15 protein-coding genes are annotated in these 16200 nt (G+C 42.3%); 5 read left to right on the top strand and 10 right to left on the bottom strand.

Translation table 11 applies throughout. The features are described from left to right. The first annotated feature begins 272 nt into the window (after positions 1-272). Positions 273-3032, top strand: coding sequence for a DEAD/DEAH box helicase (locus tag NZ896_01765; GenBank protein MCS7116180.1), 2760 nt, complete (start codon positions 273-275; stop codon positions 3030-3032). Positions 3033-3075: 43 nt separating this feature from the next. On the opposite strand, the gene NZ896_01760 is transcribed toward NZ896_01765, so the two are convergent. From NZ896_01760 to NZ896_01750, 3 genes are read right to left on the bottom strand one after another with little or no spacing between them, the layout of a single operon-like run. Beyond that, a complete protein-coding gene (locus NZ896_01760) occupies positions 3076-3567 on the bottom strand; it encodes a GNAT family N-acetyltransferase (GenBank protein MCS7116179.1) in 492 nt (163 codons plus the stop codon). A gap of 7 nt (positions 3568-3574) precedes the next feature. Then, positions 3575-4606 carry an ATP-grasp domain-containing protein gene (locus tag NZ896_01755; GenBank protein ID MCS7116178.1) on the bottom strand — a complete coding sequence of 344 codons (1032 nt, stop codon included), beginning with the start codon at positions 4604-4606 and terminating at the stop codon, positions 3575-3577. An 11-nt stretch (positions 4607-4617) separates the two neighbouring features. After that, positions 4618-5673, bottom strand: coding sequence for a KamA family radical SAM protein (locus NZ896_01750; protein MCS7116177.1), 1056 nt, complete (start codon positions 5671-5673; stop codon positions 4618-4620). Positions 5674-5959: 286 nt separating this feature from the next. Here NZ896_01750 and NZ896_01745 point away from each other — a divergent pair, with 286 nt between their 5' ends. Both NZ896_01745 and NZ896_01740 read left to right on the top strand, forming a co-directional pair. After that, complete coding sequence (locus NZ896_01745; GenBank protein ID MCS7116176.1) at positions 5960-6160, top strand: hypothetical protein; 201 nt, start codon at positions 5960-5962, stop codon at positions 6158-6160. Positions 6161-6309: 149 nt separating this feature from the next. After that, on the top strand, positions 6310-7359 hold the full coding sequence (locus NZ896_01740; protein ID MCS7116175.1) for an ATP-grasp domain-containing protein: 1050 nt from the start codon (positions 6310-6312) through the stop codon (positions 7357-7359). Here the strand turns inward: NZ896_01740 and NZ896_01735 are convergent. The 7 genes from NZ896_01735 to NZ896_01705 all read right to left on the bottom strand — a co-directional run bounded on the left by NZ896_01735 (position 7354) and on the right by NZ896_01705 (position 13978). Beyond that, positions 7354-8820 carry an OB-fold nucleic acid binding domain-containing protein gene (locus tag NZ896_01735; GenBank protein ID MCS7116174.1) on the bottom strand — a complete coding sequence of 489 codons (1467 nt, stop codon included), beginning with the start codon at positions 8818-8820 and terminating at the stop codon, positions 7354-7356. The two genes, NZ896_01740 and NZ896_01735, sit on opposite strands and share 6 nt — an antisense overlap. A gap of 139 nt (positions 8821-8959) precedes the next feature. Then, positions 8960-9634, bottom strand: a complete 675-nt coding sequence (locus tag NZ896_01730; GenBank protein ID MCS7116173.1) for a phosphoribosyltransferase family protein — start codon at positions 9632-9634, stop codon at positions 8960-8962. Next, on the bottom strand, positions 9631-9975 hold the full coding sequence (locus NZ896_01725) for a hypothetical protein (protein ID MCS7116172.1): 345 nt from the start codon (positions 9973-9975) through the stop codon (positions 9631-9633). The genes NZ896_01730 and NZ896_01725 overlap by 4 nt, the downstream gene beginning before the upstream one ends. 428 nt (positions 9976-10403) lie before the next feature. Further along, a complete protein-coding gene (locus NZ896_01720; GenBank protein ID MCS7116171.1) occupies positions 10404-10892 on the bottom strand; it encodes a hypothetical protein in 489 nt (162 codons plus the stop codon). A 142-nt stretch (positions 10893-11034) separates the two neighbouring features. Next, entirely contained in the window at positions 11035-11712 is a 678-nt protein-coding gene (gene lipB / locus NZ896_01715) for a lipoyl(octanoyl) transferase LipB (protein MCS7116170.1), read from the bottom strand. After that, complete coding sequence (gene lipA, locus NZ896_01710; GenBank protein MCS7116169.1) at positions 11705-12625, bottom strand: lipoyl synthase; 921 nt, start codon at positions 12623-12625, stop codon at positions 11705-11707. Before lipA ends, lipB begins: the two co-directional genes overlap by 8 nt. Positions 12626-12916: 291 nt before the next feature. Continuing rightward, the gene (locus tag NZ896_01705; GenBank protein MCS7116168.1) at positions 12917-13978 is read right to left on the bottom strand and encodes an ABC transporter substrate-binding protein; all 1062 of its coding nucleotides are present in this window, start codon (positions 13976-13978) and stop codon (positions 12917-12919) included. Positions 13979-14484: 506 nt separating this feature from the next. On the opposite strand from NZ896_01705, the gene NZ896_01700 reads away from it, so the two are divergent. Further along, positions 14485-15279 (top strand): ABC transporter ATP-binding protein, encoded by a 795-nt coding sequence (locus NZ896_01700; protein MCS7116167.1) that lies wholly within the window; start codon positions 14485-14487, stop codon positions 15277-15279. Next, on the top strand, positions 15280-16059 hold the full coding sequence (locus NZ896_01695; protein ID MCS7116166.1) for an ABC transporter permease: 780 nt from the start codon (positions 15280-15282) through the stop codon (positions 16057-16059). Positions 16060-16200: the final 141 nt, after the last annotated feature.

Raw genomic sequence — 16200 nt, 5'->3', positions numbered from 1 at the left:
ATCTTAAAATCATAAGTGACTTTTACCATATCCTTACTAAAATCTTTCCTATAGGGGCAAAGGTAAGGTTTAAAACTGGCCCGCATCATTAACATAAAGGTTATGACAGTGGTACAATTCTTCGACCTTTTCAAGCCTCTGACGATCCTCTTATTCGTAGCTGTATTGATAATCATCTTTGTGTACGAGTATGAGGCATCGAAGAGAAAGGGAGATTAATATTAAATAGTAAATCGATACTTGTAGAAGGAGAGAAGATTATAGTTACGGTCATGGTTGAAGTGGTCGATTTAGTCGATTTAGAGAGGAGATTTTTAGAAAGGATGAAGGAGATCGGCTGGAGCGAGCTTACCGATATTCAGCGTAAAGCCTATCCCGTAATCCTGAGGAGGAAGAATGCGCTCCTCATCGCACCGACCGGCTCGGGGAAGACCGAAGCTGCCGTAATACCGATCTTCACGATACTCTCGAGTGAAGGGCGAAGAGGGGTAAGAGGGGTGAGGATGTTATACATCACACCATTAAGGGCGTTGAATCGTGATATCTTTCGAAGGATTATAAATTATGCTGAAGGTATGGGCTTGACTGTAGAGGTAAGGCATGGCGATACTCCTCAATCCATAAGAGAAAGAATCGCTGTTAACCCGCCAGATGTTTTAATTACAACACCGGAGACTTTGGCGATCCTCCTCGTCGGTAAAAGGATGAGTATGAATTTTAAAAGTTTGGAATGGGTCGTGATCGATGAGCTCCATGAATTGATCGGTAATGAAAGGGGTGCGCACCTCTCCATCAGTCTAGAGAGGTTAGTAAATTTAACAGGGAGAGAATTTGTAAGGATAGGGCTCTCAGCCACACTGGGTGATCTGAACGAAGCCAAGAACTTCTTAGTAGGCGTGGGAAGAAAGTGCGCGATCCTCATCGATAAAAACTTTAGAGAGTATGACCTCGATTGCAGATTGATCGAAGGTTCTATCGTAGAAGCAGCCGATTATATTCTGGATTATGTGAACAGGTTCGTTGGCAAAGGTAAGAGCACCCTTATATTTACAAATACCAGAGATGAGGCCGAATATCTGGGCGCGGTGTTAAAGGCACGCTCCACCGATACGTTGGTAGAGGTTCACCATGGCTCTTTATCGAGAGAGATCCGTGAAGATACTGAGCGAAGGTTAAGAAGTGAAGAAGTTGGGATCGTGGTCTCTACCTCATCACTCGAATTGGGAATCGATATCGGCTCCATATTTTTAGTGGTGCAGTGGGGCTCGCCTAGACAGGTCATCAAACTGATTCAAAGGATGGGTAGGAGTAGGCATAAGGTTGGAGAGAAGGCTGTAGGTATGATCATAGCGAATCGATCTGATGAGGAGTTGGAAGGATGGGCCCTGATCGATCGGATGAAGAGGATGTCTTTGGAAAAGATAGTCATGCATGAAAACTCATTAGATGTTATAGCACACCACCTTGCTGGACTTAGTTTAGAGCGTGGTACATTCGATCTAGAAGATGCCCTCTCGATAATCAAGAGGGCGTATCCATTCAGAAGTATCGATATAAAGGATGTAGATGGTTGTCTTCAATTCTTGAATAGGCTAGGTATTATAAGGTACGATGGTGTGTCTGTGAGGAGGAGGGTAAAGACATACCAATACTATTACAATAATATTTCGATGATCCCCGATGTACAACAGTTCGATGTGTTCGATGTCTCATCGAAGAGGGTCATCGGCAGACTGGATGGGATGTTCGTAGGCGAATACATCGAGCCCGATAGACCATTTATATTAAAAGGTAGCCCATGGAGGACCATCTCGATCGATGATGGTAAGATGGTAGTGAATGTAGAGCCTATCCTTCAAGAAGTTTCTATCATACCCTATTGGGCGGGAGAGATGATTCCCGTCGATTTTGAGACATCGATGGAAGTGGGGAGGTTAAGGAGGAGGGTCGTTGAGGGTGAGGAGCATCGCGTCAGTGAGAGGACGAGAGAATTTCTATTGAATACAAAGGAGCATTTGGGCATCATACCAGATGATCAAAGTATCGTTATAGAAAGGAAGGGAGATGGAAGGGTCGTAGTGATACATGCATGCTTCGGATCTAAAGTCAACCAAACTCTAGCCACTTTACTTTCTGTGTTATTATCATCGAAGAGTGGCCATCTTGTAGAGGCAAGAAGCGATCCTTACAGGATCGCCCTTTCATCTTACGGTAGCATAGGCGATTACGTGGAAGAGTGTTTGAAAGGTTCGTTCGATCTGACTGAGATAATTTCAGTAGCTGTGTTTGGGACCCATCCATTCAATTGGAGAGTCTGGAACGTGGCTAAGAGGTTCGGCCTCATCGATAAAGATGCTCAATACGATCGTAAAGTATCAAAATCGATTCAAGAGAGGTATAGAGATACTCCACTCTACCGTGAGGCTTTAAGAGAGTTGATCTTAGACAAGTACGATTTGATGAAGGCGCAGGAAATCCTTTCATCGATAAGAGAAGGGAAGATGAAGATTATCGTGAAAGAAGTCGATGAGTTTTCACCTTTAGCGAGACCGATCTTAGAGCAGATCTTTAGTTTTAAAGATAGAACGGTAGATGCGGATAGCACGATACTAGATTTGGTGAAGAAGAGGCTCAGTAGTTCAAAGCATAAGTTGATCTGCCTTTCTTGTGGTAATTGGCAGAGCATAGTGAAGGTGGAAGATGTGAGAGATGATATAAATTGCCCTATATGCCATTCCCACTTAATCACAGCTACTCATGTGTCTGATGATGAAATAACCAAGATATTGGAAAGGAAGAAGAAGGGTAGGCTATCACCCGATGATAGTAAAAGGTTGAAGAAGTATTGGAAAGTATCATCCTTGATTCAAAACTTTGGTAGGAGGGCCCTGTTAACACTTTCTGGTTTTGGGATCGGGCCAGATACAGCGGCGCGTATCTTAAGGAATTATATCGATGATGAAGAATTGATAAAGAGTATCTATAGGGCGGAGAAGCTCTACGTAGCTACGAGAGGTTTCTGGAAAGAATGATCTTTGTAGAATTAAAGATAATCTTCGTTCATATTAGATGGTGTTAAAGATCAAAGTACTTCCCGTATATGAGTAAATCGTTACCGATATCGTAGAAGTCTTTAACATGGGCCAGACATTCATACCCATTCGCCGAGTAAAACTCTCTCGCTACTTTGTATTTATCTATCGATGATGTTTCAAGTAGGATCATCCGCCCTCCATTCTTTCTCACATCATCCTCCATAAATTTCATCAACATCCTCCCTATACCTTCCCTCTGATGCTCCGGATGGACGGCGATCCAGTATAGATAGTAAGCACCATTCGTGAGAGAGGCATGTCCATAGCATATATACCCTTTGACCGAATCTTTCTCATCTACCGCCACCTTGATAGTATAATCTTTACTACCACTTAGATAGGAATCGATGACTTCTAGAGCTACTCTGATCTCCCTCTCATTAAAGACACCTACCCTTTTCAAAATATCTGTAACATCAGATCTATGCCTCGCCCCCATCGGCTTTATTACCACATTATGAGATTTATCCAACTACAACTCACTCAATCTTGGGCACGAGCTCCTTCATATTGTACCGCTCAAGTGCAGAGTATAGTATAGATATTATCAATTCATCGTAGGTAAGGTTAGCCGCTCTAGCGGCCGTCGGAAAGCTCGAATGTGCCCTAGGATCGGGTATCAACCCGGGCAGAGGATTCACATCAAGGACGTAGCATTCACCTTTATGGTTCAACCTCACATCGATCCTACACATATCCCTACATCTGAAGATTTCGAATACTCGTAGGGCTACGTACTCCAATTCTTTACGTACTTCATCTGTAATCTTGGCAGGGCATTCAAGAATCTCGATGGGATTTTCACACGTGTCCCATATCCACTTCGCTTCGTAAGAGTAGATCTTATTAGCCCAAGGTGGTAGCATATCGAGCCTCACTTCAATGATGGGCAATACTCTGGGAGGGTTATTACCGAGTAGAGCTATAGTAAACTCTCTACCATCTATGTATTCTTCCACAAGGGCCGGTTGCTTATAGGTGCGAACCAAGTATTCGACCCTCTCCTCCAACTCATCCCTATTCCTTACCAACGCATTATTCCATATACCCTTGCTCGAGCCTTCACAGAGAGGTTTGACGATCAGCGGATAGTCTATAGTGAGATGAGAAAGATCATTCAAATTTCTACAGACCTGGTGCTTTGGTGTCCGAATACCTTTAGATGAGAGGATCGTGTTGGTCATCGCTTTATCTAAGGTGATCGCAAGGGTTAGTGGTCCAGAGCCCGTATAGGGTATGTTGAGCATCTCCAACATAGCCGGTATGTGGGACTCTCTGCTCTCACCCCTAATACCTTCAGCAATATTGAATACTATGTCAGGCCTCGTTTGGCGTAGAATGTTGTACGCATCCTCATCGGCCTCTATCTTGATCACCTCACCGACTTTTGAGAGGGCATTCGCTATAGCATCGATGGTCGATTGATCATCGAATTCGGCGTAGTAATCTTCAGCCAAGCCTAGGGCCTTCGCATCCCTTTTAAGATTGTACGTTAAACCTATCCTCAGCATATATCTTTCCTTTAAGGTTGTAATTCACTATCTAGTTGAGGTTGAATGTATTCAAAGAGCTTCCCCTGATAATTCCTTATAACGACCTTCTCTTTGCTTATACTCTCCAAATAATTCGGTAGGATCGGTACTTTACCGCCCCCACCCGGAGCATCTATAACATAGTGTGGTATTGCCAAGCCCGATGTATGGCCTATCAATTCTTGCATTATCTTCAATCCTTGCTCTACAGTAGTTCTGAAGTGATAAGTACCCTTTACTGGATCGGCTTGGAATAGATAGTACGGCCTTACCCTTATCGTAAGGAGCTTTTGCATGAGTAACTTCATGGTAGATGGATCGTCGTTCACACCCCTTAATAGGACCGTTTGGCTCCCCAACGGTATCCCTGCATCCGCGAGTAGGCCACATGCCCTTGCACTTTCTTCATTCACTTCTCTCGGATGGTTGAAGTGAATATTTACATACAGTGGATGGTACTTTTTGAGCATATTCACGAGCTTCTCCGTAACTCTACTTGGGAGTGTACAAGGAATTCTCGTCCCTATCCTCAATATCTCCACATGCTCGATCTTTCTGAGTTTAGAGAGGATGAATTCTAAATGCTCATCTGGTAGCATGAAAGGATCTCCTCCCGAAATCAAGACATCCCTAACTTCTCTATGCTCCTTCACATAATTGATCTGCTCGATCAACACTCGATCAGAGATTTTACATAAGTCTCCAATCCTCCTCTTTCGAGTACAAAATCTACAATACGTAGCACATTCGTTTGAGACACACATGAGCAATCTGTCTGGATAGCGGTGTGTGAGCCAAGGTATCGGACTATCTCGCTCCTCTTTGAGAGGATCCTCCTCTCCATAGGGGTCGTACAATTCTTTGATATCGGGGATGCATTGCTTCCATATCGGATCACCAACCTCTTCGATAAGGCTATAGTAATGGGTCGTTACTCTCATAGGATACTTTTTGATAACGGCCTTGATCTCATCGAGGCTTACACCGAAGTCCCGTGCCACCTTTTCAGGTGGCACATATATGGATTTATTATAACCCCCGGACATTTTAATGGATCTCTTCCCAAAGGATTTTATCCCTTAGGGTGCACCCCATTTGATCTATCTGATAAAAAACTCTAAATGGGGTGCGAAGGTAAGAGTACTTTCTATTCAATCTCTTTCTCTCGCATATATATCTCTGCGAAAAGAGTTTAAAAATTTTTCTTTCTCATAGCAGATCTTCCTTTCAATGTTTCTCAATCATCTATCAACATTTATAGCCCACTTTATCTTAATAAATCTCAGATAGAATTTGTCCATTTTAGTATTGGATAAGATTCTGAGGGAGATTATGATAGATTTGGAGGAGGATGAGAAGAGAGAATTATATATCGAATTGGCCAAGCATTTTGCACTCATAGGCTCTTACGGGGATTGTGAAAGGCTCGATGAATTATGGAACGATCCTATCTATAGAAGGGTAATTGAAGATTACATCAAAGCATGGGTGAATTTCAGAAAGAAGAGGATGGTCGTGGAAGCTTACGCATAGGTTACTCTATAGCTCAGCAATTCGATGACTTCATAATAGAAAATCCTATGCGAAGTTAGGGGAAAAGATCTTCACAATACCCTATATATAGCTCTTCACATAGTTTGTTCTTGATGTTGATATGATACATGATGAATGGTGTATCGATCGTGAAGGTCAGGGCCAAGGTCAAGGTAAAAGTCACGATCATCTATAACTCGTTAAAACATCTTTATGAAGAGAGGAGAGAGAGCGATATAGCCGAGATGGGTGTTCTCGATGAAGTAGAGGCTGTGAAAGAAGCACTCAACACATTAGGGATCGATCATTCAACAGTGGCTATAGATGAGCATATTCAGAATTGGTTGAATGAACTCTTGATGCATAAGCCCGATGTGATCTTCAACTTATGTGAAGCCATATCGGGCGAGAGCAGATTGGAGATGAATGTACCATCTGTACTCGAATTGATAAGGATACCTTACACCGGTGCTTCCCCATTAAACCTCGGAATCTGTCAGAATAAGGCCCTAACTAAGGATATTCTAAGAGCTCATAATATACCCACACCGGATTACTGTATAATCGACGAGAAGTACGAGTTGATTCACGAATTGCCAAGATTCCCTCTGATCCTCAAACCTCTGTATGAAGATGGTAGCATAGGGATCGATTCGAGCAACGTGGTGGAGGATCATGATGGATTGAGGACCGTTTCACAGAGGATCATAAACACTTACCATCAACCAGTCATCGCCGAAGAATACATAGATGGTAGAGAGTTGAACGTGTCGATCATCGGGGATGCATCATCACCTCAACCACTACCAATATCGGAGATCGTATTCACCAAAGATGAAAAGTTTAAGGTAGTGGGTTATAGAGCGAAATGGGTAAAGGATAGCGAAGAGTATAAAAGTACTGTACCCGTATGCCCGGCCCAACTTGAAGAGGAGGTTGCATCCAAAATACAAAGTATAGCGGTGAAAGCATACTCTATATTGGGTTGTAGGGATTATGCAAGGGTTGATATAAGGTTAAGAGGTGATATACCTTACGTGATCGAAGTCAATCCGAATCCAGATATTTCCTTAGATTCTGGCTTTTCACGCTCGTTAAGGGCTGCCAATATCCCATATCCAGAGTTCATCTGGAGGGTAATTTCATCGGCTTTAGAGAGAGGATTTGGATTTAAAGCTCATCGGTCCAAGAGCTTATGAAATTTTCTTGATCGATGAATAAGATTTAAGTTGAAGTGTTGGTGCACCATCTTTACCCATCTTTACAACTGCAGCTTCGATACGTAAGCGCTGACCCGGCATTATCCCCTCTAGGAGGCGAGTCAAATCCCTCCACGCTACTAGCCTAATCTCACCAGTCTCATCACCTACGATCACTTCAGCCCTCTTCACCACAGCTCCATCACGAGTAGTGATATCTTCGATCGTAGATCGAGATAGGGCGATGACCTCAAGGAATACAGGTGTTGTGCAATCCTTTACATTACCGATCTTATATTTGAATGTGGATGAATTCGGATAAGATATATCATCTTCGACTTCGATCAAAGAATCGGTATCACAGATAAATACCGTTGGGCTGATTCTTCGCGCCTCACACCGAATCACACTCCCCACTTTTATACTGGTCAGTTTGTGATACGCTTTATCCATCATTACCAGCGTGTAGAAGTTGCCATTACTATCGATGACTAGCGTGGAAGCGGATGGTCTTTTCTCCTCATCTTCTCTACTGGGGCCTATAGATAAAATTCTAAATTTGACGGTTTGTGCTCCGTATGTAGGCTGGACCTTTGGTGAGGGTTCTTCCAACTTCGATGGCAATATGTAAACGGTTGTAGATTCATCACCATGTAGCTCTAACTCTCCATGGGGTAATAACTTCGCTCTAAGGTTCACCAATCTGATACTTGAGTTAAGAGGGATACTTTGATAGATCTCTGTATCCATACTCCATATAGCTACACGAATATCTTTGCCAGTAGCATCACCGAGGTAAATTTGTATGAGCGTACCCGTTGTACCATCGGCACGAGTAAAGTTCGAGGTTCTTGGAGGAGACCTTACAAATCCTTCTACAACCAGATAATTCCCGGGATTCTTAATATCCCCAACACCTTTAGACAGACTCTCTATGGTGGGTATTCTACTCTCCATAGCATCGTCCTTTACCAACTCCAATGTGCCTCGAGCACCCACATTCAATATCGCCCTACCATCGAGACTAGATTTTACGTAACCCTTCACCACCCTTACCAACTTGTTAGGCACGATACCCAACCTTTCGATTAAAACGGTCTTATCATCCCACAGTATGGTCTTCACGAAGATATCCTTATCGAAGACGATCATGGTGCGAAAGTATCCCTTAGATCCATCCTTCTTGGAGTATTGGCGAGTAGGATATATGGCGAAGACTCTTGCAACGACGGTGATTTCATTGGCACCGATGTATATATCCTTCAATGTAAGATCTGATGAAGAGATATATTCAAGAGATACACCGAGATCGGCGGCGACAAGAAAGATCGCACCCGTATCGGTCAAGTATCCACCGCCCACAGACTTCTTCTTCTCATCGATCAATTTCAATAGAGTCGATTCATCGAGTTCAGGCTTCTGCTTGAGCAACTCTTGAAGTAGTTTATTAAACTCTAGCATAATAGGTCAAGTATCAAGGAAAGAATCGATTAACTACTACTTAACTATGTAGTTCGATGATGAATATAGCAAGATCGGTTTTAAACCGGAATAAGATCATAGATATATTGAGCTGTGGATTGTAACAAATATTTGAAATCTATTCCTTTAGGTATTTTAAAACATCCTCATCGGTTAAGTCGTACCAATTCATATATGCATCGGCGACCGCAAAGAAGTACCCACTACGTATATTCAGACAGACGATTTCATCTACGTAGGGAGCGATCAGATTTAAAGCTGTGGATGATGCTGTAGGTACGGCTACTATGATCTTTCTCGGCATCTTCCCCTTTACCGATTGTATAGCAGCCAACATGGTGAAGCCAGATGCTAAACCATCATCGACGAGGATTACAACCTTATCCTTTAGATCGGGCATCGGCCTCTCGCCACGAAAGATCTTCATCCTCTTCATAAGTTCGTTACGAGTCTTACTTATAGAATTATCTATCTCCTCACCCGTCAATCCTAATTCTGCCATCAATGGTTCATTAAACAAAATTACTCCATCGTAAGTAATAGCACCGAAGCCAGCCTCCGTATTCCACGGTATTTGAATCTTTCTCACCAACATCAGATCGAATCGAGCATTTATATGCTTCGCAACGATCTTCCCTATAGGTACACCACCAGAAGGTATGGCAAGTATAATAGCATCTTCACCAGCGTATTTACTCAATTTCTCTGCAAGGATCTTTCCAGCATGCTCACGATCCTTAAATACATACTTTTTGAATCTGAATTCTGGCTCATCGATTACAATGGCATTCATTTTATAATCCTCGAGGATTTAAAGTAAATGGGGGATTTGGTATTGCCAACATCGATCATTCGATCTTGTCTCGATAACGTAATTTCCAATACTGGTAGAGTGATTTGCTTACCGCTCTTCGTATTGACCTTCTCCCCATCTATATTGATCTTGGTTATAGTGACATCTCTGAGGAAGCTCCTCGTAAGTAATTGAACGACATCTACCGCAACATTGATCGCCTTACCACGGGCACGGATCATGAGGCTCTTCTCATTCTGATTGAATATTGTAATACATGCGGTAACGTAATTCAATATCGGTTTAGATGTACCGACGATTACGGTCTTCAACTGGCTCAACTCTCTTCACCACCATCATAATGGTGTGAATAACCATGAATTAGAAAGATTTTTTTTGGATAAAAATTTAACTTCGATGATCGTTGATCTCTCCCTAACTCGAGTGGTTTGAAAAGTCGTGTAGTTTTAATAACAAATCGAACTTCATACCCTTAAACTTTCTACTAAGATCTATAGACCAAGGTCTCTACACCCACTGTCGATCCACATAAAAATTTTAATTTTTTAAAAATCTGACACTGAATGTAAGAGAGCCCATTTTGAATTTGGAAGGATCATTTATTAAAATTTAAATTCTCCGATCAGAAATCAGAGAGTTACGACGAATAGATTTTCATCAGGTTTAGAGTTTGGGCATTTCCAATGATCGAGATGAGAGATCGTAAAAATGGTTAAAACGCTAGATAGGTAGATCGATGGTCGATGATTCAGTTGATATAGGGCATGCTGGAACGATCAAATTCTTTCACTATCTTAAATTCGCTCCCCCATCTGCCTAAACCTAAATGCTTCAACTCAGGATAGAGCTTGAATAAATCGTTTCGAGAGAACTTTGTAACCAGATGCTCTGGACCAAAATGCTCTTCACAGAGCTTAGCGACAATACTCCTCACCTGTGCTTCATTGACGAATCCCAAACTATGGAGGTATTCGTGCAATAGTATGGAGAAGATGAAGGAATTCAACTCTAAACGTGACCTTGCTAAGGCCTTCACAGCATCGAGGAGTGTGTGATTCAATACGATGAAGTTCGAACCCATCACGTGATATGCACCTATATAATTGGGGAGTTCACCCAATACAAGCGATAGACCGGCCCTATGCATATTCATACTTCTATCTACTACACTCTTTACTATATCGAATACTTCATCGAAGCTCCTACTATTCTCAAGCTTCAATCTAAGATCTTCCATAGATTTGACCCTCATGAATTTATTTTTCAATCTATTATAGCCAAGAGCTGCGAGTTAAAGGTTTCTTCGAGTACGATCCTAAGTATCTGATATAAGTTTTAAGATACTATAAAATTCTTCAGCTATAAGTTACTCCATCCCATCATTTTAAATTAAAGTCATCAAAAGGTATCAGTATTCGGCAGAAGATCTTTGAGAAGTTAAGCTTTAATCGCTCTTTAACATCCTCCATCTTAACCCTTTTACCAAGGATCTTCTCCATCGATGTCATCACCCTACCATCCAATCCACACGGCTTTAAGATCGTAAAGTAATCGAGATCGGTATTTACATTTAAAGCGAAGCCATGGTATGTAACCCAATGGTCGATCGCGATACCGATCGATGCCAGCTTTCTACCCTTCACCCATACACCTGCATGCCCTTCACACCTTTCGGCATCGATACCAAATTCCGATACAGTCTTTATCAAGACATCTTCTAACCTTCTTACAAAGTTGTATACATCCAATTTGCTATCCTCTAGATCGAGAATTATATAGCCGATAAGTTGACCGGGGCCATGATATGTCACATCTCCCCCTCGCTCGATCCGATATATGGGGAGTTTATCCGTTAGAACATTCTCAAGTTTGGCTTTACGACCCAGAGTAATTACATGGGGATGCTCGACCAAAATTAAAACGTCTGGTATCTCACCCTTTTTCCTTTTATCGACCAGATCGTGTTGAAGATCCCAAACTTCTTTATAATCTCTGAAACCTAAATCTAGTACCAAGGTATGCTTAATCTCTTTAGCCTTAAGATCTATCTCAGCCACCCTTGCATCTACCTTTTATAATTGAGAAATACTCGATCGATTTATAAGAACTTCTCACCAGTGGATTGGAAGCCACGTAGAGGAAACCTAACTCCTCACCCTTCTTCTTAAAATACTCGAACCTTTCAGGATGAACATACTCCACAACTGGCAAGTGGCGCTTCGATGGTTGCAAGTATTGGCCGAGGGTGAGGATATCCACCTGAGCCTCTCTTAAATCCCTCATAGCCTTCAATACTTCATCCTCTCTTTCACCCAACCCTAGCATTAAAGAAGACTTTGTATAGATCTTTGGATTCATCATCTTTACACTCCTCAACACATTTAACGATCCTCGGTAACTTGCACGTGGATCCCTAACCTTTGACGATAATCGTTCGACGGTTTCAATATTATGCCCTATAACATCGGGCCCTGCCTCGACGACCTTCCTCAACGCTTCAATATTGTATTGAAAGTCTGGGATCAGAGCCTCCACGATCACATCACCATCAATGCCCTTTATCGCTCTGATCGTCTCTGCAAAATGGCCTGCTCCACCATCGGGAATATCATCTCTATCTACAGAGGTTAATACTACATACTTTAAGCGAAGTTTCTCTACAACCTTGGCAACATTCATAGGTTCGGATGGATCAAGCTTACCTCCCGGATCGCCGCTCTTTACATTACAAAATCGACAGCTTCGAGTGCAAGTATCGCCCATCAACATAAATGTGAGTGTACCAGAATTCCAACATTCACAGATGTTGGGGCATAACGCTTCTTCACATACGGTGTGCAGATTGAACCTTCGTAGTTGAAGCTGGATTTGATTGTAACCCTCTCCCGATGGGAGCCTAACCTTGAGCCAACTCGGCTTCCTCCTATACTCGTTCATGAGGATATCTTGCGTCGTTGAATAGTTATGCATCACGATCGATGACCTATCCGAATATTCTACACCTTAATGCGTCTTAAAATCTTATCTTGTGCTCCAGTCTTGAAATTTTGAATAAAGATGAAAGCCTTTTGAGATTTTTGAAAATTTTGAAACTTTTGAACTTTATGGGCTTAAGCATAGAGCTTATCAGAATATCGCTCTCTTATAAGAGTTCTAATGAAAAATAAATACTTTGATGATTTTTTGGTATGCTCGAAAGATCGATCCTACATTCGTCTTATTATAAAGATCGTGAATTGAGCAATAAGTCTTCAGTGTTCACTATCGCCCCTTCAGACCCGCGAACCTCCAATCCACACATTCTTCAAACGGTATATCTTTCGGTACTATTTTGAATTCAACGAGCGGTCCAGCCATCGCCATGTAACCTTCTCTAGTGAATACTCCATCACTATACCCGGGCTTTAATAGATCTAAAATCCCCAAAACATCTTCCTTCGGTAGGCCGGCAAACTGCTCAGCAGTCTTAGGATTGCGTAATAGCACATCGGCTATTTCGCTAGAGGAGCGCGTCTTAATATATGATAAACCCTTTTTTAATGCGTTGACGACCTTCTGAACAAGTTCTGGATTCTTCTTTATGATATCCTCTCTTGTGAGTAACGAGGTTTCAGTACTAACGGTCGAACCGATCCACTTCAGATGTACCTCCGGCTTCCATATTTCGATGAGTGGATAAGCTACATTCTCCTTCAACCATTTGAAGGTTATAGGTGTGAAAGCTGGATAAGCATCGATCTTCCCCGCCGTCAGAGCCGCGGTTACGGCGATCGGATCACTTCCTACCTCGATGAATGTCACATCCTTCGCTGGATCCAAGCCAGCCTTCTTCAAATAGAGGACCGCCATACCCCAAGTAAGAGAACCGAATCTGGAGCAACCGATCACCCTGCCCTTCAGATCAGAGACATCCTTGACTACATCCTTCAGCTCCTTTCTAACGAACATAGCGATCGTACTAAGGTCGTAGATAGGTGCTACGATCTTTACATCTGCACCAGCACCACGTGCGATAAGTCCATGTATAGAGCCTTGTGCTGCAAACTGTACCTCCCCAGCTACTAGAGCCTTGCGGGCATCGGCCCCTCCTGGAAAGGTCAGAAAGTTAACCTTGACCCCCTCAGCATCGAAGTACCCCATAGCCTCAGCCACAAGTACGGGGAGTGAGGCCTCATAGTACGCTGCTATAACTCCAATGGTGGTTTCGTATAGAGGTTCAGGAGGTTTGGTTTTGGTAGGTTGTGTTATGAAGTATACGGCTGAAACCGTAGCAATGGAGACGATTATAACAACAGCTATAATTATAGCTCGAATCTTAGCCAAGCCCTTTCGATCGATACGATATCGATTCATGATCCAGACTTGGGCATAAAGTTATATAAGTGTATCGAAAAGAGTTTAGTAGAGAGAGCTAATCGGTCCCCTTTATGATTTCATAAGTATCTATTTTAGGATCAAATTCGACAAGTTAGTCGATGACTCTTTTCAAAAGTGTATAGGCTTGACCTTACGAAAAATCCCCAGATTGCTCTAAGGTTATGAAAGCGAAATGGTATACTTAAAACTTAAATTATGATCACTATATAAGTAACGATTTTGAGCGTAAGACTTTTTGAATAGATTCACAACCCTCTTTATTACGCTTGGAACATCTTATGTTCGTTAAATAGCCGATCGATGATCGAGTTACGAAGTGCATGGAGTCTTCTAATTCACTTCAAAGATGAGAATCGATTATCATACCATTCAGAGCCCCCTTCGCAAGTAAAAAGCAACACTCTCTTATTAAGAGCGAACTTTAAATATATCAGCACCTTCAGTCGAGTTTAATGAGCTGTAAAGAGAAGATCGTCGTTAGAAACCTCACCGTTGAATATAAAAAGGGTGTCAAGGCTCTTGAGAATGTGAACTTCCAGGTTTACGATGGTGAAGTCATTACGATTATAGGTGTCAGTGGGTGTGGAAAGACGACCCTTCTAAATACCATATTGATGCTTACGAAGGATGAAGCCAATATATATGGAGAAATCATCATCGATGGTATCGATATCCTCAACTACAAGGGGTCTAACATCTACCAGAAGTTGAAGATAGGATACGTTACTCAAAGAGAGACCCTACTACCTTGGAGGAGCGCTTTGGAAAATGTTGAACTGGGATGTGAAATCAGAGGGATGCCCAAGGATGAAAGAAGAAAAAGAGCGAAAGAGCTCTTTAAGCTCGTAGGTTTAGAAGGCTTCGAGCATAGATACCCTCACGAACTCTCAGGCGGTATGAAGCAGAGAATCTCCATAATTAGAAGCCTTGCCTACGATCCCGATATACTTCTTATGGATGAGCCATTTGGGGCTTTAGACGCTCATACGAGGATGATCCTCCAACGTGAGTTATCTGAAATACTAATGAAGACCAAGAAGACCACGATCTTCATCACTCATGATTTATCTGAAGCGATCATCCTCGGAAATCGTATCATTTTACTCTCAAAGAGGCCCGGTACTGTCAAGGGCATCTTCGAGTCGAACTTCCCCTTCCCCAGAGACCCCTTTAAGATTCAATCATCCGCTGAATTTACTACGTTGTATCGTGAAATATTTAATGAATTGAGCAAGGAGGCGATATAGATGAACCGTCTTAGATTGACTTTACAGAGGTTGTCTGTGATCGCATTCATAGTCTTTATGTGGGAGCTCACGACCGGGGGCATAGATCCTAGGTTTATGCTATTCTCCCCCTTACTGGCTGGACGCCCTTCTTTGATCGTCATCGACCTCTACGACTATTTAATCAGTGGTTTATTCCTCAAAGATTTCATCTTTACGATGCAAGCTACATTCATAGGGCTATTCATCGGGATTGTAACGGGTGTTGGCTGTGGCCTATTATTCGCCTACCATAAAGGCATCGCCGAAACCTTGGATCCCATATTCGTAGGGTTCAACTCTTTGCCAAGACCAGCACTCGCACCTTTACTCTTGATCTGGTTCGGTCTTGGGATCGCATCCAAAATATTCCTGGCTTGGTCGATCGTCTTCTTCCTAGTCTTCTACAATACCCTTTTAGGAGTTAAGAGTATAGATCCCGATCTGATAAAGGTCGTTAAGGTCATGGGCGCATCGAAACTCCAGATAATGAAGGAGGTCACACTCCCAGCGGTCTTCTCATGGATCTTCGCCGCCTTTAGAGTGAGTGTAAGTTTTGCACTGATCGGTGCGATCATAGGGGAGTTTGTCGGTTCTCACGCTGGACTTGGCTATAGGATGGCTTACTCCGCTGGCCTATTCCTGACACAGAGGGTCTATGGAATTCTGATCATCTTGATGTTTATAGGTGCTACTCTCGTTGAAATAAGCAAAAGGATTGAAAACGCTATATTGAAGTGGAGACCTCAGATCGTATTTTAAAGATTTTAAAGATTTTAAGGTAAAAAATTTAATATCATAAGCACGATAGAGACTAATAACGGCTTTTAAGAATAAAGGTTAAACCTTTTCATCACCACTTACAACAAGCCTAAAAATTTAGATGGTTTAGATGGTGGATCG

The sequence above is a fragment of the Nitrososphaerales archaeon genome (assembly GCA_025058425.1).
In the GTDB taxonomy this organism is placed as follows: Archaea; Thermoproteota; Nitrososphaeria; order Nitrososphaerales; family JANXEG01; genus JANXEG01.
This window is presented reverse-complemented; position numbering and strand designations above follow the sequence as displayed.

Excerpts from the sequence above, each read along its gene's own strand:
- NZ896_01720 (MCS7116171.1), bottom strand. The coding sequence starts at position 10,892 with ATGGAAGATCTTAGATTGAAGCTTGAGAATAGTAGGAGCTTCGATGAA.
- NZ896_01745 (MCS7116176.1), top strand. The coding sequence starts at position 5,960 with ATGATAGATTTGGAGGAGGATGAGAAGAGAGAATTATATATCGAATTG.
- NZ896_01730 (MCS7116173.1), bottom strand. The coding sequence starts at position 9,634 with ATGAATGCCATTGTAATCGATGAGCCAGAATTCAGATTCAAAAAGTAT.
- NZ896_01695 (MCS7116166.1), top strand. The coding sequence starts at position 15,280 with ATGAACCGTCTTAGATTGACTTTACAGAGGTTGTCTGTGATCGCATTC.
- NZ896_01700 (MCS7116167.1), top strand. The coding sequence starts at position 14,485 with ATGAGCTGTAAAGAGAAGATCGTCGTTAGAAACCTCACCGTTGAATAT.
- lipA (MCS7116169.1), bottom strand. The coding sequence starts at position 12,625 with ATGCATAACTATTCAACGACGCAAGATATCCTCATGAACGAGTATAGG.
- NZ896_01735 (MCS7116174.1), bottom strand. The coding sequence starts at position 8,820 with ATGCTAGAGTTTAATAAACTACTTCAAGAGTTGCTCAAGCAGAAGCCT.
- NZ896_01755 (MCS7116178.1), bottom strand. The coding sequence starts at position 4,606 with ATGCTGAGGATAGGTTTAACGTACAATCTTAAAAGGGATGCGAAGGCC.
- NZ896_01750 (MCS7116177.1), bottom strand. The coding sequence starts at position 5,673 with ATGTCCGGGGGTTATAATAAATCCATATATGTGCCACCTGAAAAGGTG.
- NZ896_01765 (MCS7116180.1), top strand. The coding sequence starts at position 273 with ATGGTTGAAGTGGTCGATTTAGTCGATTTAGAGAGGAGATTTTTAGAA.